Genomic DNA, 24705 nt, shown 5'->3' with positions numbered 1-24705 from the left:
TTTTTCGACGAAAAATCTTGACCCGCGCGGACCGGAGATAGAGCTATGGAAGCAGATTTTGTTATCGTCGGGGCTGGGTCCGCAGGGTGTGCGATGGCCTATCGGCTCAGCGAGTCCGGGGCCTCGGTTCTGGTAGTCGAACACGGCGGTACCGACGTCGGGCCCTTTATTCAGATGCCTGCTGCCCTCAGCTATCCGATGAACATGGCGCGTTATGACTGGGGGTTTCAATCAGAGCCAGAGCCGCATTTGAACAACCGCCGGCTGGCCTGTCCGCGCGGCAAGGTGATCGGCGGGTCATCTTCGATCAACGGCATGGTTTACGTGCGCGGTCACGCGCGCGACTTTGACACCTGGGCCGATATGGGCGCGGATGGCTGGTCTTATGCGGACGTGCTTCCGTATTTCAAACGTATGGAGACCTGGCATGATGGCGGCCATGGAGGTGACGCATCTTGGCGGGGCAGTGATGGCCCCTTGCATGTGTCACGAGGGCCTCGACATAACCCCTTGTTTCAAGCCTTCGTCGATGCGGGGCAACAGGCTGGGTACGAAGTTACAGGCGATTATAATGGAGAAAAACAAGAAGGCTTTGGCCCGATGGATCAGACTGTCTGGAAAGGACGGCGCTGGTCGGCGGCGAATGCTTATCTGAAACCCGCACTCAAATACGACAACTGCAACATTGTGCGCGGGCTTGCGACCCGGGTGGTCATCGAAGAGGGGCGCGCGACCGGGGTTGAACTGATCCGTGGCGGGCAGACAGAGGTGATCCGCGCCCGCCGCGAAGTTGTCCTTGCGGCTTCTTCCATCAATTCCCCAAAGCTGCTGATGCTGTCCGGAATCGGCCCCGCCGCGCAACTTGCCGCGCACGGGATTTCTGTCGTGGTTGACCGTCCGGGAGTAGGCGCAAATTTGCAGGATCATCTGGAGCTTTATATCCAGCAGGCCTCGCTGCAGCCGATCACGTTATACAAGCACTGGAACCTGCTCAGCAAAGGGTTGATCGGCGCGCAGTGGGTATTTACAAAATCCGGTCTGGGCGCATCGAACCAGTTCGAGAGCGCGGCCTTCATACGTTCGAGACCCGGTGTCGAATATCCCGATATTCAGTACCACTTCCTGCCGATGGCAATCCGGTATGACGGGCAGGCCGCAGCTGAAGGGCACGGATTTCAGGCACATGTGGGGCCGATGCGTTCACCGTCGCGCGGATCGGTGACCCTCCGCTCGGGCAGGCCCGAAGACGCGCCGGTGATCCGGTTCAACTACATGAGCCACAAACAGGATTGGGAGGATTTTCGCACCTGCATCCGCCTCACGCGCGAGATTTTCGAACAGCCCGCATTCAAACCGTTTGCAAGTCATGAAATTCAACCGGGGGCTGCTGTTCAGTCGGATGCAGATCTGGATGCCTTCATCGCTGAACATGCAGAAAGTGCATATCACCCCTGCGGAACCTGCCGAATGGGGCGTGCAGATGACGATGATGCGGTTGTAGATCCTCAGGGCCGGGTGATTGGGGTGGACGGGCTTCGGGTCGCGGATAGCTCGATCTTCCCGCAGATCACCAATGGAAACCTCAATGCGCCGTCAATCATGGTGGGTGAGAAAATGTCGGATCATCTGCTGGGTAAAGAGGCTTTGTCGAAGGCCAATGACCGGCCTTGGGTTCATCCTGAATGGGCGACTGCGCAACGATAAAGAGAGCGGGAAGTAAGCACTTAATCACAGGTTTTGATGTGAAGTTTGATCCGCGTCAAAGCGGTATTTGCCCGACAGGTTTAATTCTGGCTTGCAACAACGCATCAAGGAGCAAACCGGATGTCCCACACCCCGCATGAACTGGCCGAAGAGTTTCCCGAAAAGGTCGAATTGATGAGCCAGCTCAAGCAAACCGATGCCCATTTTGCCCGGCTGGCGGATGAATATCACGAGGTCAACCGTATCGTCCATCGGGCCGAAACCAATGTCGCGCCGATGGAAGAACTGGCCGAAGTGGAATTGCGCAAGAAACGCGCGGTTCTGAAAGATGCGATATGGGCGATCCTGTCTAAAAGCTGAGGCGTCGGCGGGGGCTCTGCCCCCGTCGCGGCAGGCCGCGACTCCCCCGAGGTATTTTTGAACAGAAGAAGATCAGGTTACTTCGTAAGGAAGGGTGCCACGTTTGTGCGCGTCGATTTTCAATCGGCGTTCTAGCGGTGGAACCGAGCGCTGGTGGCAGGTTTGTCTTTCGCAGATGCGGCAGGAAATCCCGATGGGTTCAAAGGCAGTGGCATTGGTGATGTCGAGGTTGTCGGCATAGACCAGTGCCTCGGCATGGCGGATTTCGCAGCCCAGCGCAATGGCGTAGCGGCGCGTGGGTGCGCCGAAGGACCCGCCTGATTTGGATACGTCGCACGCGAGCGAGATGTAGCGCACGCCATCGGGTGTTTCCGCAAGCTGCTGCAGGAAATGGCCGGGTGTTTCGAAGGCGCGGTGGACATTCCACAAGGGGCAGGCCCCGCCGAAGCGGGCGAATTGCAAACGCGTAGCCGAGTGGCGTTTGGTGATCGTCCCTGCCTGATCGACCCGGACAAAGAAGAACGGGATGCCTTTGGCCCCGGGGCGTTGCAGCGTGGACAGGCGATGCGCCACCTGTTCGATGGAGGCGCCAAAGCGATTGCTCAGTAATTCCAGATCATGCCGACAATCCTGCGCCGCGCCGAGGAAGGTGCTGTAGGGCATCAGCGACGCACCGGCAAAGTAGTTGGCCAGGCCGATTTTTGCGATTGACCGGGCTTCTTCCGTTTGAAATCTGGCAAAATCCAAAGTTGCCTCAAGCAGTTTGTCCTGGCTGAGAAGCGCCACCTGCAACAAGAGTTGAAAGACTTGGGTTTGCGGCGCGGTGCGGGAAGAAAGCCGCAGAGTTTTGTCTGTCGCATTATAAATGCGAAAGGTTTCGGTGTCGGAAAACGTGACGTGTATCCCCCGTTCGGACAAACTCTTCAATGCGGCCTGGCGGATGCCTCCGGCCTCTTCGGCGCGCATGGCAAAACGTTCCGCGGCACGGTCCACCGCGTCGATGTAGTTGTCGCAATAGTGGAAGAAATCGCGGACCTCCTCCCAGGGGCTCGCCTGAATGCGGGCGTCCTCGCGCCCCAGTGCTTCATCCAGAGATGCCAGTCGTTCATGGGTCTGGCGATAGGCTTTGTGCAGCTCGATAAAGGCTCGGGCCAGTGCGGGCGCGTTGGATGCGGTCAGCCTGAGATCGGCAAGGGGGGGCATGGCGTCGGCAAAAACCGGATCAGCCAATGCCTCGCGCATGTCGGACACCAGACGCTCGCTGTCGCCGGTGCTAAGTTCTGTGACGTCCATTCCGAACTCTTGCGCGAGCGCCAGAACAACGGTGGTCGAGATTGGACGGTTGTTGTTCTCCATCTGGTTCAGATAGGGCAGGGAGACGCCCAGTTTGGACGCAAACTCTTTTTGCGTCAAGGTCAGGCGCGTGCGCATTTCACGGAGTTTTGCGCCAGCATAGAGCTTTTGAGTGGCCATGGTATTTCTTTGCAGATTTACTTGCTGATTAGGCTAACTTTGCAAAGCCATCGGTGCAAGCGGACTAAAGGCCCAATTGGCGCTCGCGCCAGATGACGCTGCTGATGGCGAATATCGCGAGGCCAGCGGTTGCCAGCATCAGCCACAATAGAGGCATGGCTCCGGATTCCAGTGTCAGCAAGGCTCCGGCCCAGGCGCTGAGGGCTGCGCCTCCGCCAAGCATGATCGCGCCGCTGAGCCCTGAGGCGGTGGCCGCCAGATGTGGTCGGACGGACAGAGAGCCAGCTGTCGCGTTCGGAATGGACATGCCGTTGCCCAATCCGACAAAAGTCATCAACCCAAAGAAGCTGAGCGCTGTGCCCATGCCGAGCAGAAAGAGCAAAGCCGAGAGGGCGACGCCAGAGGCGTTCAGTATGCATCCCCACAGCACCATGCGATTGACTCCGAAGCGGACAGAGAAACGCCCGCTGATGAAATTGCCAAAGAAATATCCGACGGCGGGTGCGCCAAAGTAGATGCCCACCTCGGCGGCCGTCATGCCGAAGATTTCTGTGCCGATGAAAGGCGCGCCACCCAGATAGGCAAAAAAGGCACCAGACGACATGCCGGAGGACATCGAATAGCCCCAGAACCGGGGTGAGGTCAGCAACTCGGGATATTCACGAAACTGCTGGAACAAGCTTTTTCCGCTGGCTGCGGCGGTTTCGCCGAAATCCCGGTAGGTCAGGTACAGGGTCAAGGCTGCCAGGATGAACGGAAGCCAGAAATTGGCCTTCCATCCAAAGGCTTCCTCAAGAATCCCACCGATGGCAGGCCCGATCATAGGGACGATGGCCATGCCCATGGTCACATATCCGATCATCGAGGCGGCCTGATCCTGATCATACATATCCCGAACGGCCGCCCGGCTGAGCACGATACCCACTACGATCACAGCCTGAAACATCCGAAAGGCCAGAAAAGTCTCGACATTTGGGGCATAGATGCAGCCCAGGGTGGCAAGCAGGAACAACCCCAGACCCCACAGCAGAACCGGCCTGCGCCCGGCCTTGTCTGCCAGCGGTCCGATCAGAATCTGCAGTACGGCGTTAACCAGCAGGTACAGCGCAATCGACAGCTGCATGGTTTTGTAGTCAGTTTCGAAATACGTCGCCATAAAGGGCAGGCTGGGCAGGTACAGGTTCATGCTGAGCGCCGACAGCCCCGACAGCAACACGAGCGTTGCAAGTGTTGGCGGTGTGCGATGGGTTGAGGTCGGACTGAACTGCATGGTTCACAATTATAGCCCACCCCGGAGAAATACCATGCACAGGTGGCGATTGTCGTGTTAATTAACAAATTTGCAGTTTTATAAATTAATCTCGAAAGGTATTTGCAAATTTGCTGAATAGTTCTTTGGCTCAGCCTGTGCTGCGGCTAAGGTCTGGCAAAATTTCAAAAGGGACTACCGTCATGAAAGACATCCTTTCCGAACTTGAAGATCGCCGGAACAATGCGCGTCTGGGTGGCGGGCAACGGCGGATCGATGCTCAGCACACCCGTGGCAAACTGACGGCGCGCGAGCGGATCGAACTGCTGGTGGACGAAGGCAGCTTTGAAGAATTTGACATGTTTGTCAGCCATCGCTGCACGGATTTCGGCATGGAAAACCAAAAGCCTGCAGGGGACGGCGTGGTGACGGGCTGGGGCACGATCAATGGGCGTATGGTCTATGTGTTCAGCCAGGATTTCACTGTATTCGGCGGCTCGTTGTCGGAAACCCACGCGCAGAAGATCTGCAAGATCATGGATATGGCGATCCAGAACGGCGCGCCGGTGATCGGCATCAACGACTCGGGCGGGGCGCGGATTCAGGAAGGTGTTGCCTCGCTTGCCGGGTATGCCGAAGTGTTCCAACGCAATATTATGGCGTCCGGCGTGGTGCCGCAGATCAGCGTCATCATGGGGCCGTGTGCGGGCGGAGCGGTTTACAGCCCGGCGATGACCGACTTTATTTTTATGGTCAAAGACACGTCTTACATGTTCGTGACGGGCCCGGATGTGGTCAAAACCGTTACCAACGAGGTCGTCACAGCCGAAGAACTGGGCGGGGCCTCAACCCATACCAAAAAGTCCTCGGTTGCCGATGGTGCGTTTGAAAACGATGTCGAGGCTTTGGCCGAAGTCCGCCGTCTGGTTGATTTCCTGCCTCTCAACAACCGCGAAAAGCCGCCAGTACGGCCGTTTTTTGATGAGCCTGATCGGGTCGAAACCTCGCTGGACACGCTGATCCCGGAAAACCCGAACTCACCTTACGACATGAAGGAACTCATCACCAAGATCGCGGATGAGGGGGATTTCTACGAGATTCAGGAAGATTACGCCAAGAACATCATCACCGGATTTGTCCGTCTTGAAGGGCAGACGGTTGGGGTCGTCGCCAATCAGCCGATGGTTCTGGCGGGTTGTCTGGATATTGACAGCAGCCGGAAAGCCGCGCGGTTCGTCCGCTTTTGCGACTGTTTCGAAATCCCGATCCTGACGCTGGTCGATGTGCCGGGCTTTTTGCCGGGGACATCGCAGGAATATGGCGGGGTGATCAAGCACGGCGCGAAGCTGTTGTTTGCCTATGGCGAAGCGACGGTACCGAAGGTCACGGTGATCACCCGTAAAGCTTATGGCGGTGCCTATGATGTGATGGCATCCAAGCACCTGCGCGGGGATTTCAACTATGCCTGGCCAACGGCCGAGATCGCGGTAATGGGTGCCAAGGGCGCGACCGAGATCATCCATCGTGCCGATTTGGCCGATGCCGAAAAAATCGCGCAGCACACGCAGGATTACGAAGACCGGTTCGCCAACCCGTTCGTTGCCGCTGAGCGTGGGTTCATCGATGAGGTGATCATGCCGCAATCGACCCGCCGCCGTGTGTCGCGCGCCTTTGCCAGCCTGCGTAACAAGCAGCTCAAGAACCCGTGGAAAAAGCACGACAACATCCCGCTTTAACCAGGCGGTGTCGGACGCAGTCTTGCTTGAGGTGACCTGAACACTGGTTTTCGGGACGCCTCGGGTGGGGCAGGGGCAGGCAAATTTGACTTTGAGGCCGGAACTGATAAATGCGCTTAGCAATCGGACATAGAGTTGCGCAGGCCCATAGCCAGGCGCGCGCGACCCCGGAGAGAGGAGCTTGCCTTTGGCAGGTCCGGGGTCGCGCCTTGATTTTGGCCGTTCTGGGCTGCAGCTCACCCGCTTTTGCCGAAACCGAGAACCTTCTGCCCGTTCCGTCTGGCCAGCCCGTTCATCTGAACGAGGTCCTGCTGGACACCAATCCCGGTGAGCTTTGGATCAGGTTTCGGTTTGTTGCACCCAAGATCGGTTCAACCACGGGCTATATCGGGCATGATATTGCAACCATTGATATGGCGCATCTGTGCGAAAGCCTGGCTGTCGCCTATGTTGCCAAATACGAGCTGGACCCGGCACGCGTCATCATTTCCTTTTCGGATCGTGCGGTCGAATTCGGACAATCCTCGCCCGACGCTACACAGTTTTTCGAAGCCTATCGGCTGGAGCAATCTCAATGCATCTGGGAGGAATTCTGATGGCTTTTGCATCTCGTGAAAGGGGTTTGCCCGCCACCCGCTTTGACAAAGGGACGCGTCGTTTGGTCCGCAAGACCAGCACCGCTTTTCTCGGACATCACACCAGTGACAAGGAGCCGACATGCTGAAGCATCGCGGATTTCCCGGACGCCTGGCCGGCACCGATTTTCAATTCACCATCCGACGCGCCAACCCCAAGGGCGTCACACCCCTGACCCGACGCGAGCGGTTTCGGGATCGCAAGCCCGCTGATCGTCGTGCGGACGCAGCTTTTATCGAGGCGCTGTGGCAGCATTTCGGGGATCAGCCTTTTGAGCGCGGCAATCTGGATGCCGGACGCCTGAGCTGGTTTTTCGAGCGCGAAGTCGTACCTGCCGAAGACCCGTTCGATCCGGCCAGCTATGATGCGCTGCTGGTGATCGATGTCACGACGGCGCGCGTTTCATTTCCTGAAATTTTCGATGGGGTACGCTGAACGTGCGCCCGGTCGTTGCATATCCGCAACCTGCAACCGGACATGGGGTGATCCCGCCCTGTGTCGGGCGGGATCGGTTTTATGCATCAGAAGTTCAGCTGAGCCGCCAACTGAATACGGCTGGCGTCGAAATCCTGCCCCGAAGGAGAGTCGTTCCGTTCGCCATAAATGTATTCGGCGCTCAGTGTCAGGCTGTCGGTTGCCTGGTAGAACGCGTTGACGTGGATCGTCTCAAGCTCTGTGAAGGCCAGTGTGCCGGTCGAGGTCGGCAGGTCGTAGTCTTCGTAACCGTAGGCGATACCTACGTTCCATTTGGGCGTCAGTTGCTGGCGCAGTTCGACTGTGAAGCCGTCCACATCGTTGGCTTCGCCACCCACGACAGCATCACCCAGGCCGATCAGCCAGGGGCCAAGTGCCTCGCCAGTCACGTAGTTGACCTGGAACAGGCCGCCTTCCCACAGACGAGCCGAGCCCGACAGGGTCAGACCAGTCTGGTCCACTTCATCTCCGCCACCTTCGGCTTTACCGTACAGCAGCGCGCCGCGGGCGATGTACTTGCCGTCATTATATTCAGCGGATGCGGTAAAGACTGGATCTTCCGAATTCGAGCCGCTGACGTTTTCCTCGATGGCGATGGCAAACTCGGTGTTGGCCCCAAACGAGTTGGTGTAGCGAACCTGCGGAACACGCGCAAAGGCGATACCCACCGGGCCGTTGAATTCGACCGAGGTCGGGTAGGTGTCGAGCGGCTGGAAGTTGGTCCAGAACTGACCGATCAGCCATTCATCACCAATCCGGATGTTGGCATGACGCAGGCGGAATTCGGCATTGCCGTCTGCTGCGAACAGGTCAACCTCGATCTGGCCACGAATGTCGCCGATGCCGCTGGGCGTGCTGGTGTTCAAACCGATACGCGACTGACGAACCGTGGCGCCAAACGAACCGGAGGTTGCGTTCGCGGGTTCGCCAACGACGTTAACGAACGCCGTGTCGCCCTGGTCAAAGTCGAAATCATAAAAGAAGTCGGCCTTGACGTATCCATAGACGTCCAATGTCGTGTTCCCGACTGTCAGGTCACCCGTCCCGGAACCGGGTGTGGACGCTTCGAGCGCCTCAACCCGGGCTCGCAGCGCGTCAAGCTCCGCTTGTGTCTGTGCATCTTGCGCCAAGGCAGGCAAGCCAGTCGCGCAAAGCGCGCTGGCAGCAAGCAGGCGAGCGTATTTACCCTTTGTTTTCATGAGGATAGTCCCTTGTGTGCGATATTGCACGGCCAAGGTTTCACGCAAACGTTAATGAGTGAAATCACCAATTTGAGAGAAATCGCTCGAGGAATCTCAAGTATTCGTGTGAATTTGCACATCCAAATTCACGGGCCGGTGAAGCTGGTGAATAAAACGCTGAAAAGAAGCCGTTTTTCTATCCCGACACGAATTCCAGGCCGTGAAGTGGGCTTTGCTGGAAGTCTCGAATTGAGAGGGCAATGTAACAGCAACGTGACGGTTTCAGTAGCGGCTGTGAACGCTCGTGTGCCGTTTCTCGTCGGCGCAAATTTGCGCGGGATTCCGCCGTTTTGGCGGGTTTTAGCCGGAAATCACATCGGAAACAATGCATGGTTGGCGCGGGGAATTGTGCAATGCAGACTGAGCGGGCTGCGTGGCTCTGTTTTGCCTGCGTCGCGCATGCACCTACTATTCCGTACCCCTTCCTTGCGCGGGCAGGTTTGTGTTGATCACATCGTCCTGTCCGCGTTTTTCTGTTCTAAGCGGTGGAAAAAGCAGCAGAAACTCGCGCACTCGGCGATTTTTGTGCCTTTGTTATTGCATAACAATGACCGCTTGATGCATGTCGCGGCAGAGGCATCAAGAAACCTGAAGGGGCAGAACACATGCGAATTTCGAAACTTTTCCTTGCCATATCGGTCTGCGCAGGCTTGGCGGCCTGTGGCAACAGCACGGGCGAACAGGCCATCCTTGGCGGCGGCGCGGGCGCGGTTGGGGCGGCGGTCCTCAGCGCCGATCCGCTGTTTGGCGCAGCAGTCGGCGCGGCCGGCAATGTGCTGTACTGCAAGACGCAAGGTAACTGCCGGTAACTCTGAGTTTATCGGGGCGGACACCGCCCAAACTGTCATCGCGCATCACGCCGTCGTGGGGTCATCGCCCTGCGGCGGCGTTTTGCGTTTCCAGAACTTCAAGACAAAGGACGTTCCATGTTCAACAAGATCCTGATCGCCAACCGGGGCGAGATCGCCTGCCGGGTCATCAAGACCGCCCGCAAGATGGGTATCGGCACTGTCGCAATCTATTCGGACGCGGACAAGAATGCCCTGCATGTCTCGATGGCGGATGAGGCGGTGCATATCGGCCCGCCGCCCGCGAACCAGTCCTATATTGTGATCGACAAGGTGATGGACGCAATCCGCCAAAGCGGGGCGCAGGCGGTGCATCCCGGCTATGGCTTCTTGTCCGAGAATTCGAAATTTGCCGAGGCGCTGGATGCCGAAGGCGTCGCCTTTGTCGGCCCGCCGGTGGGCGCGATCGAAAGCATGGGCGACAAAATTACCTCGAAGAAGATCGCGCAGGATGCAGGGGTTTCGACCGTGCCCGGCTATATGGGTCTGATCGAGGACGCCGATGAGGCCGTGAAAATCTCGAACGAGATCGGTTATCCCGTGATGATCAAGGCCAGCGCCGGGGGCGGTGGTAAAGGCATGCGGATCGCGTGGAACGATGACGAGGCGCGCGAGGGGTTCCAGTCGTCCAAGAACGAGGCTGCGAATTCCTTTGGCGATGACCGGATTTTCATCGAGAAATTCGTGACCCAACCCCGTCATATCGAAATTCAGGTCCTTTGCGACAGCCACGGCAACGGCATCTATCTGGGCGAGCGCGAATGTTCGATCCAACGCCGGAACCAGAAGGTTGTGGAAGAGGCCCCGTCGCCGTTTCTCGATCCTGAAACCCGTAAGGCCATGGGCGAACAGGCGGTCGCCTTGGCCAAGGCCGTGAACTATGCCAGCGCTGGGACCGTGGAATTCATCGTTGATGGTGAGAAGAACTTTTACTTCCTCGAAATGAACACCCGTTTGCAGGTGGAGCACCCGGTGACCGAGCTGATCACCGGTGTTGATCTGGTGGAACAGATGATCCGGGTGGCGGCGGGTGAGAAGCTGACCATCACACAGGACGATGTGACCCTGACCGGTTGGGCCATCGAAAACCGTCTCTATGCCGAGGACCCGTATCGTGGCTTCCTGCCCTCAATCGGTCGCCTGACCCGCTATCGCCCGCCGCAGGAAACTGCCGCTGGCCCAATGCTGGTCAATGGCAAATGGCAGGGCGATGCGCCCGAAGGGCCTGCGGCGGTGCGCAACGATACCGGCGTCTATGAGGGCGGCGAGATCAGCATGTATTACGACCCGATGATTGCCAAGCTCTGCACATGGGCCCCGACCCGTGATCAGGCGATCGAAGCGATGCGCGTGGCGCTGGACAGTTTTGAGGTCGAAGGCATCGGTCACAACCTGCCCTTCCTGTCGGCGGTGATGGACCATCCGATTTTCATCAAGGGCGACATGACCACCGCCTTCATCGCCGAGGAATATCCCGATGGGTTTGAGGGCGTCGAATTGCCCGAGGGTAACCTGCGTCGCATCGCGGCCTCGTGCGCGGCGATGCACCGGGTTGCCGAGATTCGCCGGACCCGCGTGTCGGGTCGGATGGACAATCACGAACGCAAGGTGGGCTCGGACTGGGTTGTGACCTTGCAGGGGCAGGAGTTTGAGGTCGGAGTGGACGCGGATCGCGATGGATCGACCGTGACGTTTTCCGACGGTACCGCGACGCGCGTGACCTCGGACTGGACACCGGGGGATCAGCTGGCGGTTCTGGACGTAGATGGCAGCCCGCTGGTCCTGAAGGTTGGCAAGGTCTCGGGCGGGTTCCGCATCCGCAACCGGGGTGCGGATATGAAAGTGCACGTACGCACCCCGCGTCAGGCGGAGCTGGCAAGATTGATGCCGGAAAAACTGCCCCCCGACACCTCGAAAATGCTGCTTTGTCCGATGCCCGGTCTGATCGTGAAGGTTGACGTTGAAGTGGGCCAGGAAGTGCAGGAAGGGCAGGCGCTGTGCACCGTCGAGGCGATGAAGATGGAAAACATCCTGCGTGCCGAAAAGAAAGGCACTGTGTCCAAGATCAACGCGGCACCGGGCGACAGTTTGGCAGTCGATGATGTGATCATGGAATTCGAGTGACCATGACCGCGTTTTCGTCATATCTTGTTGGGTCTCCGGCTATAGACGCCGGAGGCGCAATACGTGGCGGAAACGTTCAGCCGCCTTGGCGCCGTTCGCGGATCTCGCGTTCGCGCAGAGGGGTCTTGTCGATTGACCTGCCAATCTCGCGCACGCTCCAGGGCGAGGGTTTGCGCAGTTTGACCACGCCGTCCTTGTCGACAAACACCATCTGGAAACCGCGCGGGCGTAACTGCGACCGGATCGGGGATCGAGCGGCCGGGTCAGTATCGGTCAGCACGATCACGTCACGATCACGCATCGCCTCTTCGCCCTGCAAAAGCATGTCGATCTGCTGCTGGAAACGTGGGTCAGCGGGGGTATCGGCAAAGACAACAATGGGGCGGCTGACCCACAGAAACTCGCTCAACTCGCTATCCCCCGCAGGGCGTACAAATGCATCCTCGGCTGGTGCAGCGCCATCTGCAGCCAGTGCGGCCAGTGGCATAAGTGACGAGAAAATAATGCCAATCAAGCGTGTCATGAGGTCTCCTGTCACGTTGAATATAGCCCCTGTGCCGATGAATGCGACATGCGATTTGCAGGTGGGCTTCAAAAATATGCGTGCGGAAGCGACAGCCATGGAGCCAGGCGCAGTTAGGCGCGCAGATTGCATCTGGCCTCGACGCAATGGGGTGCGCAGATGGAAGTGATCCTGCATTGCGGCGCGCATCGCTGCGCGACCACCAGTTTCCAGAATTACCTGAGCACCAATGCACGGGCGCTGAAAGCGCAGGGTGTGGCGTATTGGGGGCCGCCGCGTACTCGAAAAAATGGTCTGAACAGTCTCGATCAGCTGACACCTGACATCCAGTCGGCGCTGCGGAAAGAATTGGATGAATGCGCGCGATCGGGGGCCACACAACTTCTGATCAGTCAGGAAAACTTTGTGGGCTCGATGCAGCGCAACGTTGGTTATGCCTGCCTTTACCCCAGCGTTGAGGAGCGTGGACAAATTTTGGCGCGCGCATTTGCAGGCCGGGTGACCAGAATCGGTCTGAACATCCGGGCGCTGGACAGTTATTGGACATCAGTTGCGGCCTATCTGCACAAACGAGGCGGCGCGCCGATCGATCCCGCACGCTGGACGCGCATCGCAAAGTCCCGACGCAGTTGGCGCAACGTGATTACCGAGCTGGGTCGTGCGTTTCCCGACGTGCCTCTGCTTGTGCTGCCGTTTGAAGAATTCGCAGGACACCCGCAGACGCAACTTGAGATGCTTTTGAACCGTCCCGTCACTGGCCGCGATGATAATGCGTCGTTGAACGGCGCGCCCGAGCCTGCGCCTCATGGTCTGAATCCTGCGCAGGTGATGAAGCTGTGGGCGGGTTATGCCGATGATCTGGCCTGGCTTGCAGCGGGTGCTGATGGGGTGGCCGAACTGATGTGCAATACAAAAACCGAAGATTGCGGGTTTGCGCCCGCCGAAGTCCGAATGGAACAAAGGAAACCGACATGACCGATACGAAGGATTGGCGCGCGCTGGCTGAGAAAGAGCTGCGCGGACGCCCGTTGGGCGATCTGACCAAAGAGACGCTGGAAGGCATCGATGTCAAACCGCTTTATACGCAGGAAGACACCGCCGATCTGCCGCATATGGGATCGTTGCCGGGGTTTGGTCCGTTCACACGCGGGGTTAAGGCCACGATGTATGCGGGGCGTCCGTGGACGATCCGTCAGTATGCGGGCTTTTCCACGGCCGAGGAATCGAACGCCTTCTACCGCCGCAATCTGGCCGCCGGTCAGCAGGGCGTGTCAGTCGCCTTCGATCTGGCGACCCATCGGGGTTATGACAGCGACCATCCCCGTGTTGTCGGCGATGTGGGCAAGGCCGGTGTGGCTATTGACAGTGTCGAGGACATGAAAATCCTGTTTGACGGTATCCCGCTGGACAAGGTCTCGGTCTCGATGACGATGAACGGCGCAGTGATCCCGATTCTGGCAAGCTTCATTGTAGCGGGCGAAGAGCAGGGCCATGACAAATCGGTTCTGTCGGGCACCATTCAGAATGACATTCTGAAAGAATTCATGGTGCGCAACACCTATATCTACCCGCCTGAACCATCAATGAAGATCATCTCGGACATTATCGATTACACCTCGAACGAGATGCCCAAGTTCAATTCGATCTCGATCTCGGGCTATCACATGCAAGAGGCCGGGGCGAACCTTGTGCAGGAGCTGGCCTATACGCTGGCGGACGGGCGCGAATATGTGCGCGCCGCGACACAGGCCGGGATGGACGTGGACAAGTTCGCTGGCCGTCTGTCCTTTTTCTTCGCCATCGGCATGAACTTCTTCATGGAAATCGCCAAGCTGCGTGCCGCGCGCACGCTGTGGCACAGGGTGATGACGGATTTCGGGGCGAAATCCGAACGCTCCAAGATGTTGCGGACGCACTGCCAGACCTCGGGCGTCAGCCTGCAGGAACAAGACCCCTATAACAACGTCATCCGTACCGCCTATGAAGCGATGAGCGCGGTTCTGGGCGGCACCCAGTCGCTGCATACGAACGCGCTGGATGAGGCGATTGCCCTGCCCACCGATTTCTCGGCCCGCATCGCGCGGAACACGCAGCTGGTGCTGCAGGAAGAGACCGGTGTGACTGACGTGGTCGATCCGCTGGCGGGCTCTTATTACATCGAAAGCCTGACCAATGAACTGGTCGAAAAAGCCTGGGCCTTGATGGAAGAGGTCGAGGAGATGGGCGGCATGACCAAGGCGGTTGCCAGCGGAATGCCCAAGCTGCGGATCGAAGAAAGCGCGGCCCGTCGTCAGGCGATGATCGACCGTGGTGACGAAGTGATCGTTGGCGTCAACAAATACCGCAAGGAACAGGAAGACCCGATCGACATTCTGGACGTCGACAATGTCGCGGTGCGTGAGGCGCAGGTGGCGCGGTTGGAGCGCATTCGCGCGACCCGGGACGAAGCCGCATGTCAGGCCGCACTTGACGCGCTGACCACCACCGCCCGCGAGGGTGGCAACCTGCTGGCTGCTGCTGTCGAAGCAGCTCGCGCCCGCGCATCCGTAGGAGAGATCAGCATGGCAATGGAGAAAGAATTCGGCCGCCACCGCGCCGAGGTGAAAACGCTGGCCGGTGTCTATGGTGCGGCATATGAGGGCGACGAAGGGTTTGCCGCCATTCAGAAATCCATCGAGGATTTCGCCGAAGCCGAAGGCCGCCGCCCGCGTCTGCTGGTGGTCAAGATGGGTCAGGATGGGCATGACCGTGGGGCCAAGGTCATCGCGACTGCCTTTGCCGATATCGGCTTTGACGTGGATGTCGGTCCCTTGTTCCAGACCCCGGCCGAGGCCGCGCAGGATGCGGTGGACAATGACGTTCATGTCATTGGAATCTCGTCTCAGGCGGCAGGGCACAAGACGCTGGCACCTCAACTGGTCGAAGAGCTGAAGAAGGCAGAAGCCGAGGACATCATCGTGATCTGCGGTGGCGTCATCCCGCAGCAGGATTATCAGTTCCTGTATGATCATGGGGTCAAGGCGATCTTTGGTCCGGGGACGAATATTCCCGAGGCGGCTCAGGATATTCTGGGCCTCATTGGCGCGGCGCGGGCGTAAGGCGGGCAGGGGGCTGTCTGCCCCCTCTTTGCCTGACGGCAAATTCACCCCCGAAGGTATTTTCAAACAGAAGAAGGGCGCGGCTTGGGCTTGCGCCCTTTTTTGCTGCAGGTAGGCTGCCGGGAATGGAGGGTGCGATGGAATTGGATCATATTGCTGTGGCCGGGGCCACGTTGGAAGAGGCTACGGCGCATGTTGAAGACGCGCTTGGGGTCCGGCTGCAGGCTGGCGGCAAGCATGAGACATTCGGTACGCATAACCGTTTGTTGGGTCTGCGCGACGGGTTGTATCTGGAAGCGATTGCCATTGATCCTGAGGCACCGAACCCCGAACGTACCCGGTGGTTCGATCTGGATCGATTCGAGGGGTCACCGCGCCTGACCAACTGGATTTGCCGCGTTCCGGATATCGAGGCCGCGTTGTCTGTCTTTCCGGACGGGGTCGGGCATCCTATCGATCTGACGCGGGGCGCTTTGCGGTGGCGTATGGCAGTCCCGCCGAATGGTCGGCTACCGTTCGACAACCTGTTTCCGGCGCTTATTCAGTGGCAGGGGGATCTGCATCCCGCCCGGATGTTGCAGGATAGCGGATGCGGGCTGCGTCGGCTTGTTGTTTTCCATCCCGATGCTTTGGACTTGGCAGCCCAGTTGGGCGCATTGGAGCGCGTGGTATTCGACACCGGACCAGCCGCTTTGCGGGCCGAGTTCGATACGCCGCATGGTCCGCGCGTTCTGGAATGATCATCCGACAGGCACGCGGTGGGGATGCGGACGCGATCGCCCGGATCACCAATCAGATCATACGGGACACTCTGGTCACCTTTACGACGGATGAACGTTCGGTTGACAGTATCGGTCTGGATATCAAAGCGCGGGGGGCCGCGTTTCTGGTGGCAGAGGATGCCGGTCGGGTCGTGGGGTTTGCATCCTATGGGCCGTTCAGATCAGGACCGGGTTATGCGCAGTGCCGCGAACATTCGATCCAATTGATGCCCGTGGCGCGAGGGCAGGGTGCGGGCCGTGCTTTGATGACCGATTTGGAAGACATCGCGCGGCGTGAGGCCGTACATGTGCTTGTGGCAGGCATCTCCTCGGCCAATCCGGTGGCGGTGGACTTTCATGCAGCGATGGGGTTCAGCAAGGTTGGTCATTTGCCTGAAGTTGGCGTGAAATGGGGCAAACGGCTGGATCTTGTGCTGATGCAGAAAATTCTTGGGCCGGAGTGATTGGTCGCACCTGACAGTCGGTCTTTACGGCGTTAGGGTGCCCCTATGTCGATCTGGACCCGAATATCCGATGCGTTGAGTGCGCTTGCCCAGGGCGAAAGCCTGGCCGCCGTTTTTGAGAAGCTGCGGACACCTCCGGAACGCTCGGTCGCGTTTGCGATCGCAGTGATTGCGCTGGGTGCGAAAATGGCCAAGGCCGATGGGCAAGTGACGCGCGACGAAGTCACGGCCTTTCGTGAGGTTTTTCAGATCGCCCAGGAGGACGAGGCAGGCGCGGCGCGTGTCTTTGATATGGCCCGTACGGATGTGGCCGGGTACGATGACTATGCCCGCAAGATCGCCCGCATGTTTGCCGATGACAGCACCACCTTGTGCGATCTGATGGAAGGTCTGTTTCACATCGCCATGGCGGACGGGTTCTATCATCCGAATGAAAACCAGTTTCTGGAGGAGGTCAGCAGGATTTTCGGCCAGACCGATGCCCAGTTTCAGGCGCTTCGCGCTCGGTTCGTACCGGATGCGCCCAAAGACCCTTATACGGTTCTGGGAGTGCCACGTGACATGGCGCTGCCCGATATCCGCAAGGTCTGGCGACAATTGGTGCGCGATACACACCCCGATTCGATGATGGCAAGGGGCGTACCGGAAGAGGCGATCCGTCTGGCGGAAAAGAAGATGATCGACATCAACCGCGCCTGGGATGAAATAAAGGGCGCGCAGGCCTGACGGGATGCGGCTGGCGACCTACAATATCGAATGGTTCGCCAACCTGTTTGATCGCGAGGATCGGTTGATTGCGGATGACAGCTGGTCAGGTCGGCGTGATGTCACGAAACTTCAGCAACTTGAGGCGATTGCCAAGGTTCTGACCGCCCTTGACGCGGATGCAGTTCTGGTGGTCGAAGCGCCCAATACAGGAAAAACACAGAATACAGTGCGGGCTTTGCAGCGCTTTGCCGACGCGTTTGATCTGAGGACCTCTCATGCGGTTATGGGGTTTGCCAATGACACGCATCAGGAACTGGCGTTGCTTTTTGATCCGACCAGCCTGACCGCGCGGCATGTTCCGGTGGGCGAAGCGACCTCGGACGCAGGCAGCCCGGATGCGCCGCGATTTGACGGAACATTTCGGATTGATCTGGACGTCGACGCGAAGGAGGACCTGGTTCGGTTCTCGAAGCCACCGCTGGAACTGGCGGTCGAGACAGCCTCGGGGACGGCGTTTCGACTGATCGGGGCGCATCTGAAGTCCAAGGCTCCGCATGGTGCGGCATCGCGGGACGAGGCGATACGGATTTCGATCGCCAACCGGCGTAAACAACTGGCGCAAGCCGTTTGGCTGGCGCGCCGGGTCGGGGGGCATATTGCCGTAAAAGACCCAGTGATCTTGATGGGAGATCTGAATGATGGGCCAGGCCTGGATGAGTTCGAGCATTTGTTCGGACGCTCATCGGTCGAAATCTTGTTGCAGGCGGGGCTCTATGATCCGCATGCCGCTCGTGCGTTCGGGCCGCGCCCGAGGTCACTGCCGGCAACAGCCCGATTCGCCAAGCCGGAAGAGGGCCGGTTTCTGGAAGCGCTGCTGGACTACATCATGATCACCGAAGATTTGCGGGGCCGTTTGCCGAAATGGCGCATCTGGCATCCGTTTCGCGATGCCGCCTGTTGGTCGAACCCTGAATTGCGTGATGCGCTTTTGATGGCTTCGGATCATTTTCCTGTCACGCTGGACATTGATCTGTGACCTTTCAACGCTGTTGCACGTGCCTTATATTCAACCCATGCGACATGTTCTGATCCTGTGCGCGGCCTGTGCCGTGACCGCATTCCCTGCCCAAGCGCAGGACGACTCGGGAAAATCCCTGATGGAGCGGGGGGGCCGAGTTGTTTCTGGAAGGGCTGCGTCAGGAGATGGCGCCGACCTTGGAGGATTTGCAAGACCTGTCCGATCAATTTGGCCCGGCAATGCAGTCTTTCATCGAAGAGATGGGTCCCGCGCTGGCCGATCTGGCGGCTCAGGTGCAGGATTGGAGCCGCTACGCGGCCCCCGAGATGTTGCCCAATGGCGATATCATCATCCGCAAGAAACCTCTGCCGGAAACGCCAGATGACCCAGATACGGCAGAGACGCCCGACGGGTACACTGATATCTGATCAGCCGCGGATAATAACGCGGGGTTCGGATCTCAACGCGGTGGCAAGAGAGTTGAACCGGGCCTCGGCCACCTCGTTGAACAAAGGTTTTGCGGCTTTGGGCAGGCGCAGTTCCAGCGCGTGTTTCTTCGGGTAGAACCTGAGCGACCCCATGGGGGCGTCGCTTTGCATCCACAGCATGGCTCCGAATCGCATGGCCTTGCCCAGGATTTCGGCCTGGGTCTGCCCGCGCTCGTCCAGCAATTCGTAAAGACCGGCAAACCGGGCGCCCTCGCGCTTGTTACGATAGCGATGTTGCAGGGCAAGGCCGATAAAGACACGTTCAGAGTGCTTCAGCCCGCTCATATTGGCCCGGGTGACGTTCTCAAAACACACTTCGGCACGATAATCGGGATGCGCGCGCCAGCTGACATCGTGCAGCAGACATGCTGCTTTGATCAGCCGAACTTTTTGCGGCGGGGCGGACTTGAACAAGGGCATCACGAAATCGAACAGATGTTTGCCAAAGCCTGGCAATCTGGCGTCCTTGGCCTCGGCAAAGCGGCTGGCTTCGATCAGCGGATCGCGGTCGCGCAGATGTTGCGGCATCTGCTGGTACAAAAGGCCTTCGCGGATACCATAGCTTGAAATTGCGATATCCTTGGGTTTGAACGTTCGGATCAGGCGCGAAAGAACGTCCATCGCGTAAGGGATCAGCGCCATGCGTGAACCCGAGACCCCCGCCTGACTGCGCAGTTTGTCCGGGTCGCTTTGCTCGATAAACTTGATGGTTTCCTGCACCTGCTTATGCGACATTCGGTATTCGTGCAGAACGTTCAGTGGATAGTCCCGTCGCAGCATGTCGATACGCGCAAAGGCGCGCCAGCTGCCACCAACCAGAAACAGTCGGTCACGTTGTGGGCCCAATTGGTCCCGCATATCTTCCAAAGTCTTCTTGATATGCGCCTTGCGCGCCCGGCGACCGCCCTTGATGTCCCGCAGTTTCAAGGGCCCGAGAGGCGAGGTCATGCGGCGGCCCACCTCGCCGTCTCCGATCTCGGCCAACTCGACCGAAGACCCGCCGATATCGCAGATCAGGCCATAAGCGCCGGGCCAGCCCAGCAACACGCCTTGTGCAGACAGGCGCGCCTCTTCTTCTCCATTGACGACGTTGATCGCCAGGCCTGTTTCGGCCTGAACCTGATCGCAGAATTCCGGGCCGTCCTGCGCTTCACGCACTGCCGCAGTGGCTACGGCGTGCAGGGCCGGAAGGCCGATATCGCGGGCCAGGAATTGAAACCGCTGGATTGCGGCCAGCGCGCGTTCGCGTCCGCGCGGGTTCAGCCGCCCGGTTTCCGAGAGACCGGCCCCCAACTCGCACATGACCTTTTCGTTGTAGAAATAGGCGGGTGACCGCGCGGCCCCGTCAAAGATGACCATGCGGACCGAGTTCGATCCCACATCCACGACACCAACCCGCGACAAGGCCCGCGCACCGGGATCGTCGACCAGCGGTTTTCCGAAGGGCCCATAGTCATGGGGTTTCGTCTGGATGGTCTGTTCCATGTGGCTTCCAGTTACTTGTGGCTCAGGATGCGCAATGAAAGATACCCGGTCAATCGCCGCGAACGGAATTGGTGGGCGACGTCTTCAGAACGCGAACAGCGAGGGCGCGTGTGATGTCTCGTTTCTCGGTTAGCGCCAATCGGTCAAGTTGGCCGACCACCGCTGCGGCAGTTTCAAAACTGCGCTCCATGTGTTTCACCAGATAGGCGATGACATCGGGGGGCGGACTAAGCTGGCGGTCCAGAAACAGTTTCGCCAGCACAGCGCCCAACAGCGCATCATCGGGTCCATCCAGCGCAACATGATGCGCACCATCGACCCGGCTTTGCAGATCGGCCAGAGGCAGATGCCAAAGGTTCGGAGAGGCGCGCCCCGTCATCAGCAATGCATGCCTTTCGGCAAGCACCAGATTGTGCAGGTGAAACAGGGTTTTCTGCTGCTCGGTGTCAGATGCGATCAACGGTACGTCTTCGACGGCAACGGGTCCACGGACCAGATCGGGTACATCCTCGTGTCGCAGTGTCGCCGCCTGCACGATCCGCCCGCCAGTTTCGGCGGCCCAGACATGAGCCAGATGCGTCTTGCCTGAACCTGCGGGCCCACTGAGCACCAGCTTGTTGCCGGGCCACGACGTGGCCGAGATCATCGCCACAGCCAGCGCGTTTGCGGGTGAGACAAAGAAATCTTCGCGCCCCAATGCGGTTTTTGAAGGCAGATCAAAGCTCAGCTGGGTGGGCATTTATTCGCTGTCCTGCTGCGAGCCTTCCAAGCCGGTGTAAAGCCGGCTGCCAAGGTATTGCGAAGTCGCAAACCGCGCCAGAACACCTAAGGCGGCGGCGACAGGCACCGCGACCAGCATGCCGACAAACCCGAACAGTGCGCCAAACACTGACAGCGCCAGCAGCAACCAAACCGGATGCAGGCCCACTGAACTGCCGACCAGTTTCGGGGTGAGGAAGTTGCCCTCGGTCACCTGTCCGATAACAAAGATGCCCGCGACCATGCCCACATGTGCCCAGTCGCCCCAGAACTGGAACAGCGCCAGCCCGATGGCCAGAGTGCCCCCGATCAGCGCGCCCAGATAGGGGATGAAGGTCACCAGCCCGGCGATGAAGCCGACGATCAGGCCGAATTGCAGACCGACCAGCATTAGCGCCACGGCATAATAGGTGCCGAGGATCAGGCAGACCGTGCCCATGCCGCGCACGAATGAGGCCAGAACCGCGTCGATCTCACCGGCCAGACGCTTGATCGTGGGGGCGTGATCGCGGGGCAGCAGCTCTCCGATGCGGGCGATCATGCGGTCCCAGTCCATCAGCATATAAACCGCGACAACCGGCACGATGACCAGCAGCACGACCACGTTGATGGCTGAGCCGAGCGAGGCCAGGACGCCTTGCAGCACGTCACCGGTTTTGGATTTCAGCGTATCTCCGAAAGAGACCAGCATCTGATGCGTGTTGGATTCGCGGTCCAGAAGCGATGGGAACTGCGTTTCAACAAAGGTACGTAATTGTTTGAATAGGCTTGGCAAGATGTCGATCAGGTCCAGCAACTGGGTGATCAGTGCAGGCACCACCATCAAGATCATCAGAACAAAGCCCAAGACACCGACGACCGTGATGATCCCGGTTGCAGCCATGCGCGAAAGGCCCAGCCGTTCCAGGCGGTCGGCCACAGGGTCGAGGAAATAGGCGATGGCCCCACCGATCACAAAGGGCAACAGAACGTCACCCAGCAGGTACAGAAGCACCACAAAGACCGCGGCAGTGACGCCCCAATATCGAAGCTGGTCCTTTACCGGCAAGGCCATGGCGCATTCCCTTGTTGCACAGCGTTGCCGTGTTCTTGGCCCATGATGTCCCGCGATGCAAGCGGTTCATGGCGCGCGGTTTTTGCGCCTCAATCGGTCAGGGTGCCCAGTTCGGGCGTGTCCTTGGTAGCCGCCTCATCGGGCCAGTTGGTGCGCCAGATCTCGGCCGACCAATGGCCGCAATGTACCGAAGGTCGGTTAAAGCCGGGAAGGGCAGGCAGCAAAGGTGTGACCACCACGTCATGGCGGGGCACCGCAAAATAGGGGAAGGAATAGCGCTCGCGTCCCGAGCGATTGACCACGCGATGCGGTGTCGATTTCAGCCGCCCACCGGACCACAGCTCCAGCATGTCGCCGATATTGACAACGAAGCCTCCGGGCGGGCAGTCGGGCGTGATCCAGCCGCCCTCGCGCGTTTGCACTTCAAGCCCGCCCACAGGGTCGGGGGCGATAATGGTGAGGGCGTCGGTATCCTTGTGCGGGTGGATGCCATAGCCGCCCTCATCCGGGGCCTGCGGAGGGTAGTGCAGCAGCGTCATGTTTGTCATCGGGTCTCGGAACGCATCGCGTAGCGTGCACGGCGTCAGGCCCAATCCGGCCTCAAGCGCGCCCAGCAACAGATCGGCCACCCCGTCCAGTTGTTGCCAATAATCAAGGATGGTCTCGCGGGCCTGTGGTACCTCAATGGGCCAAAGGTTCGGGCCATAGAGCGTACAGTCCTGCCGGATCGCCGCATCCTCGGGCACCTCATGGTGCAGCTTGTAGCCTTCGTATTTGTCTGCCGTGCCCGAGCCATCATTGGGCGAGAAAAACCCCATCGGGATATAGCCGCGATAATTCTCGCGGGTGATCGCCTGATCCCATTTGCGCGCCTCGTCGATGCCAAAGATCGCGCGGACGACCTGCCGGACCTGTTCTACCGTCTGCTGAGATATTCCGGTTCCGATGATCGACAGAAACCCGATATCAGAACAGGCCTCCATGATCTGCCGGACGGTCCGGTCATAGGTGTCCCCGTCGGGATTGGCCAGCGGTGTGATGTCGATGGTCGGTATGTGCTGCATCAGGTGATCCGGACCCCTTGGCGTTCCAATTCCCGATGCACCGGGGCAAGGTTCATGCGGTCCAGCTCTTGATTGCTTTGCAGCGACACGGCAGCAGCGATGCCCGCGCCCTGACCCATGACCGCGCAACAGGCCATGTTGCGGGTCGCCGCGTGAGCCACCCGATCCGCCCCATGCGAACGGCCCGCGACCAGCAACCCCTTGATCCCCTTGGGCAGCATCGAGCGGTACGGTATCTGCATGTACCGCCCCGTCGTCGGCAGGATCAGGATGCCATAGCCGTCGATGAATTCGGGGTAGATGCCGATAGTATCCTCGAACCGGCCCTGATGGCGGGCGTCATCCTCGGTCATATTGTAAACGGCGTCGATCTTGCGGGTGTCGCGAATGTCAATGGTCATTCCGAAATTTCGCAGCCGGGCATTTTCACAGCCCGGCATAAAGCGCCGCAGGGCCTCAATGGCCAGCATGGATTGCCGCCGCCCTTCGATCTCGCCGCGCGTCATACTGTCGGGGTCGGTGCCGTCGATCTGATCCAGATGGATCAGATTCATATAGGTCAGCTCTCCGGTATCATGCATCGCGCCCCAGGTGCCCGCGATGGTGTTCAGATGCGGCGGGATCAGCCCCGCATCAATCGCCTGCTGAAAGGGTTTGTGTACGAAGGGCGAGAACATGTCGTCCTCTTTCCCCGAGGTCTCGATATTCCACTCACCGCCGCCGCCCCAGTCCTTGTAGGTTTGCGGATCGGCCTTGACCCCTTCCATAAACGCGCGCTTGTCGACACCGGCCAGATGGAACATGACCGAGGCCGCCATCATCTGCTCCGGCGCGGATTTATGCGTCGGCGCGCCCGCGCGATGGGCCACATCGGCGTCGCCAGTGGCGTCGATCACGACACGCGCCAGAATGGCCTCGCGTCCGGCCTTGGATTCGGTGATGACGCCGGTGATCCGATCCCCTTCCATGATCGGAGCGACGAATTGCCGGTGCAGCATGGGATGCACGCCAGCCTCTTCGACCAAACGGTCGGCGACCAGCTTGAACCCTTCGCTGTCCAGCTCATAGCTGAGCGATTGGCTTTCCGGCACCGCCGCGCCCATGTCTTTAGCGCGGGTCTCGAACTCCATGCCGATGCCGCCTGCCTCGACCGTCTGTTCGTGGCGGTACCACGCGAAACCTTCGACGCCGACGGCGGTGATGTTGCCGCCCATGCAGCCGAACCGGTCCATGATCGTCACCTCTGCCCCGGCGCGCGCGGCGGCCAGAGCAGCAGCCAGCCCGGCAGGGCCGGATCCCACGACCAGAATGTCGGTCTGGTGAACAACCGGAATCTGCCGGGCGGGTTCGGTTATGGTTCGCATTGGGGCCTCGTTTTGCGCGTTCCCGCCACCTTTGAGAACCGGCGCAGACGGGTCAATCAGAAAACCGACCGCGC

The 24705-nt window shown here is 59.3% G+C and carries 23 protein-coding genes; 14 read left to right on the top strand and 9 right to left on the bottom strand.

The window, feature by feature from the left end; all coding sequences use genetic code 11:
* The first annotated feature begins 45 nt into the window (after positions 1 to 45).
* Both betA and ACRZ9X_RS07000 read left to right on the top strand, forming a co-directional pair.
* Positions 46 to 1704 carry a choline dehydrogenase gene (gene betA / locus ACRZ9X_RS07005; RefSeq protein WP_480517186.1) on the top strand — a complete coding sequence of 553 codons (1659 nt, stop codon included), beginning with the start codon at positions 46 to 48 and terminating at the stop codon, positions 1702 to 1704.
* Between the two features lie 120 nt (positions 1705 to 1824).
* Positions 1825 to 2064 carry an HP1242/YdcH family protein gene (locus tag ACRZ9X_RS07000; protein ID WP_480517184.1) on the top strand — a complete coding sequence of 80 codons (240 nt, stop codon included), beginning with the start codon at positions 1825 to 1827 and terminating at the stop codon, positions 2062 to 2064.
* Between the two features lie 72 nt (positions 2065 to 2136).
* Here the strand turns inward: ACRZ9X_RS07000 and ACRZ9X_RS06995 are convergent, their stop codons facing one another.
* The gene (locus tag ACRZ9X_RS06995) at positions 2137 to 3537 is read right to left on the bottom strand and encodes a helix-turn-helix domain-containing protein (protein ID WP_480517182.1); all 1401 of its coding nucleotides are present in this window, start codon (positions 3535 to 3537) and stop codon (positions 2137 to 2139) included.
* Between the two features lie 64 nt (positions 3538 to 3601).
* Complete coding sequence (locus ACRZ9X_RS06990; RefSeq protein WP_480517180.1) at positions 3602 to 4807, bottom strand: multidrug effflux MFS transporter; 1206 nt, start codon at positions 4805 to 4807, stop codon at positions 3602 to 3604.
* Positions 4808 to 4989: 182 nt separating this feature from the next.
* Between ACRZ9X_RS06990 and ACRZ9X_RS06985 the strand changes: the two genes are divergently transcribed.
* The 3 genes from ACRZ9X_RS06985 (at position 4990) to ACRZ9X_RS06975 (ending at position 7593) form a co-directional block, all read left to right on the top strand.
* The gene (locus ACRZ9X_RS06985) at positions 4990 to 6522 is read left to right on the top strand and encodes an acyl-CoA carboxylase subunit beta (protein WP_480517178.1); all 1533 of its coding nucleotides are present in this window, start codon (positions 4990 to 4992) and stop codon (positions 6520 to 6522) included.
* Positions 6523 to 6632: 110 nt separating this feature from the next.
* On the top strand, positions 6633 to 7118 hold the full coding sequence (locus tag ACRZ9X_RS06980; protein ID WP_480517176.1) for a DUF6497 family protein: 486 nt from the start codon (positions 6633 to 6635) through the stop codon (positions 7116 to 7118).
* A gap of 121 nt (positions 7119 to 7239) precedes the next feature.
* Positions 7240 to 7593, top strand: a complete 354-nt coding sequence (locus ACRZ9X_RS06975; RefSeq protein ID WP_480517174.1) for a hypothetical protein — start codon at positions 7240 to 7242, stop codon at positions 7591 to 7593.
* A gap of 86 nt (positions 7594 to 7679) precedes the next feature.
* Here the strand turns inward: ACRZ9X_RS06975 and ACRZ9X_RS06970 are convergent, their stop codons facing one another.
* A complete protein-coding gene (locus ACRZ9X_RS06970) occupies positions 7680 to 8831 on the bottom strand; it encodes a DcaP family trimeric outer membrane transporter (RefSeq protein ID WP_480517172.1) in 1152 nt (383 codons plus the stop codon).
* A 54-nt stretch (positions 8832 to 8885) separates the two neighbouring features.
* Here ACRZ9X_RS06970 and ACRZ9X_RS06965 point away from each other — a divergent pair, with 54 nt between their 5' ends.
* Together ACRZ9X_RS06965 and ACRZ9X_RS06960 are read left to right on the top strand one after the other, a co-directional pair.
* Positions 8886 to 9818, top strand: a complete 933-nt coding sequence (locus tag ACRZ9X_RS06965; RefSeq protein ID WP_480517170.1) for a hypothetical protein — start codon at positions 8886 to 8888, stop codon at positions 9816 to 9818.
* Positions 9800 to 11845: an acetyl-CoA carboxylase biotin carboxylase subunit gene (locus tag ACRZ9X_RS06960; RefSeq protein ID WP_480517168.1), complete on the top strand. Its 2046-nt coding sequence runs from the start codon at positions 9800 to 9802 to the stop codon at positions 11843 to 11845. Before ACRZ9X_RS06965 ends, ACRZ9X_RS06960 begins: the two co-directional genes overlap by 19 nt.
* A gap of 76 nt (positions 11846 to 11921) precedes the next feature.
* On the opposite strand, the gene ACRZ9X_RS06955 is transcribed toward ACRZ9X_RS06960, so the two are convergent.
* Positions 11922 to 12368: a DUF4174 domain-containing protein gene (locus tag ACRZ9X_RS06955; protein WP_480517166.1), complete on the bottom strand. Its 447-nt coding sequence runs from the start codon at positions 12366 to 12368 to the stop codon at positions 11922 to 11924.
* A gap of 126 nt (positions 12369 to 12494) precedes the next feature.
* Between ACRZ9X_RS06955 and ACRZ9X_RS06950 the strand changes: the two genes are divergently transcribed.
* The 7 genes from ACRZ9X_RS06950 (at position 12495) to ACRZ9X_RS06920 (ending at position 18845) form a co-directional block, all read left to right on the top strand.
* Positions 12495 to 13343, top strand: coding sequence for a hypothetical protein (locus tag ACRZ9X_RS06950; protein WP_480517164.1), 849 nt, complete (start codon positions 12495 to 12497; stop codon positions 13341 to 13343).
* A complete protein-coding gene (gene scpA, locus ACRZ9X_RS06945; protein ID WP_480517162.1) occupies positions 13340 to 15466 on the top strand; it encodes a methylmalonyl-CoA mutase in 2127 nt (708 codons plus the stop codon). Before ACRZ9X_RS06950 ends, scpA begins: the two co-directional genes overlap by 4 nt.
* A 137-nt stretch (positions 15467 to 15603) precedes the next feature.
* A complete protein-coding gene (locus tag ACRZ9X_RS06940; protein WP_480517160.1) occupies positions 15604 to 16206 on the top strand; it encodes a VOC family protein in 603 nt (200 codons plus the stop codon).
* The gene (locus ACRZ9X_RS06935) at positions 16203 to 16691 is read left to right on the top strand and encodes an N-acetyltransferase family protein (RefSeq protein WP_480517158.1); all 489 of its coding nucleotides are present in this window, start codon (positions 16203 to 16205) and stop codon (positions 16689 to 16691) included. The genes ACRZ9X_RS06940 and ACRZ9X_RS06935 overlap by 4 nt, the downstream gene beginning before the upstream one ends.
* A gap of 45 nt (positions 16692 to 16736) precedes the next feature.
* A complete protein-coding gene (locus ACRZ9X_RS06930) occupies positions 16737 to 17417 on the top strand; it encodes a TerB family tellurite resistance protein (RefSeq protein WP_480517156.1) in 681 nt (226 codons plus the stop codon).
* 4 nt (positions 17418 to 17421) lie between these two features.
* Positions 17422 to 18435, top strand: a complete 1014-nt coding sequence (locus ACRZ9X_RS06925; protein ID WP_480517154.1) for an endonuclease/exonuclease/phosphatase family protein — start codon at positions 17422 to 17424, stop codon at positions 18433 to 18435.
* A gap of 140 nt (positions 18436 to 18575) precedes the next feature.
* Positions 18576 to 18845, top strand: a complete 270-nt coding sequence (locus ACRZ9X_RS06920) for a hypothetical protein (protein ID WP_480517152.1) — start codon at positions 18576 to 18578, stop codon at positions 18843 to 18845.
* Here ACRZ9X_RS06920 and ACRZ9X_RS06915 read toward each other — a convergent pair whose 3' ends face one another.
* The 5 genes from ACRZ9X_RS06915 to ACRZ9X_RS06895 all read right to left on the bottom strand — a co-directional run bounded on the left by ACRZ9X_RS06915 (position 18846) and on the right by ACRZ9X_RS06895 (position 24688).
* The gene (locus tag ACRZ9X_RS06915) at positions 18846 to 20390 is read right to left on the bottom strand and encodes a Ppx/GppA family phosphatase (RefSeq protein WP_480517150.1); all 1545 of its coding nucleotides are present in this window, start codon (positions 20388 to 20390) and stop codon (positions 18846 to 18848) included.
* Positions 20391 to 20439: 49 nt separating this feature from the next.
* Positions 20440 to 21129 carry a P-loop NTPase family protein gene (locus ACRZ9X_RS06910; RefSeq protein WP_480517148.1) on the bottom strand — a complete coding sequence of 230 codons (690 nt, stop codon included), beginning with the start codon at positions 21127 to 21129 and terminating at the stop codon, positions 20440 to 20442.
* Positions 21130 to 22203: an AI-2E family transporter gene (locus tag ACRZ9X_RS06905; RefSeq protein WP_480517146.1), complete on the bottom strand. Its 1074-nt coding sequence runs from the start codon at positions 22201 to 22203 to the stop codon at positions 21130 to 21132.
* Positions 22204 to 22292: 89 nt separating this feature from the next.
* On the bottom strand, positions 22293 to 23267 hold the full coding sequence (locus tag ACRZ9X_RS06900) for an isopenicillin N synthase family dioxygenase (protein WP_480517143.1): 975 nt from the start codon (positions 23265 to 23267) through the stop codon (positions 22293 to 22295).
* The gene (locus ACRZ9X_RS06895) at positions 23267 to 24688 is read right to left on the bottom strand and encodes an FAD-dependent oxidoreductase (RefSeq protein WP_480517306.1); all 1422 of its coding nucleotides are present in this window, start codon (positions 24686 to 24688) and stop codon (positions 23267 to 23269) included. The genes ACRZ9X_RS06900 and ACRZ9X_RS06895 overlap by 1 nt, the downstream gene beginning before the upstream one ends.
* Between the last annotated feature and the right edge of the window lie 17 nt (positions 24689 to 24705).

Source organism: Ruegeria sp. AL1 (assembly GCF_056540905.1).
This window is presented reverse-complemented; position numbering and strand designations above follow the sequence as displayed.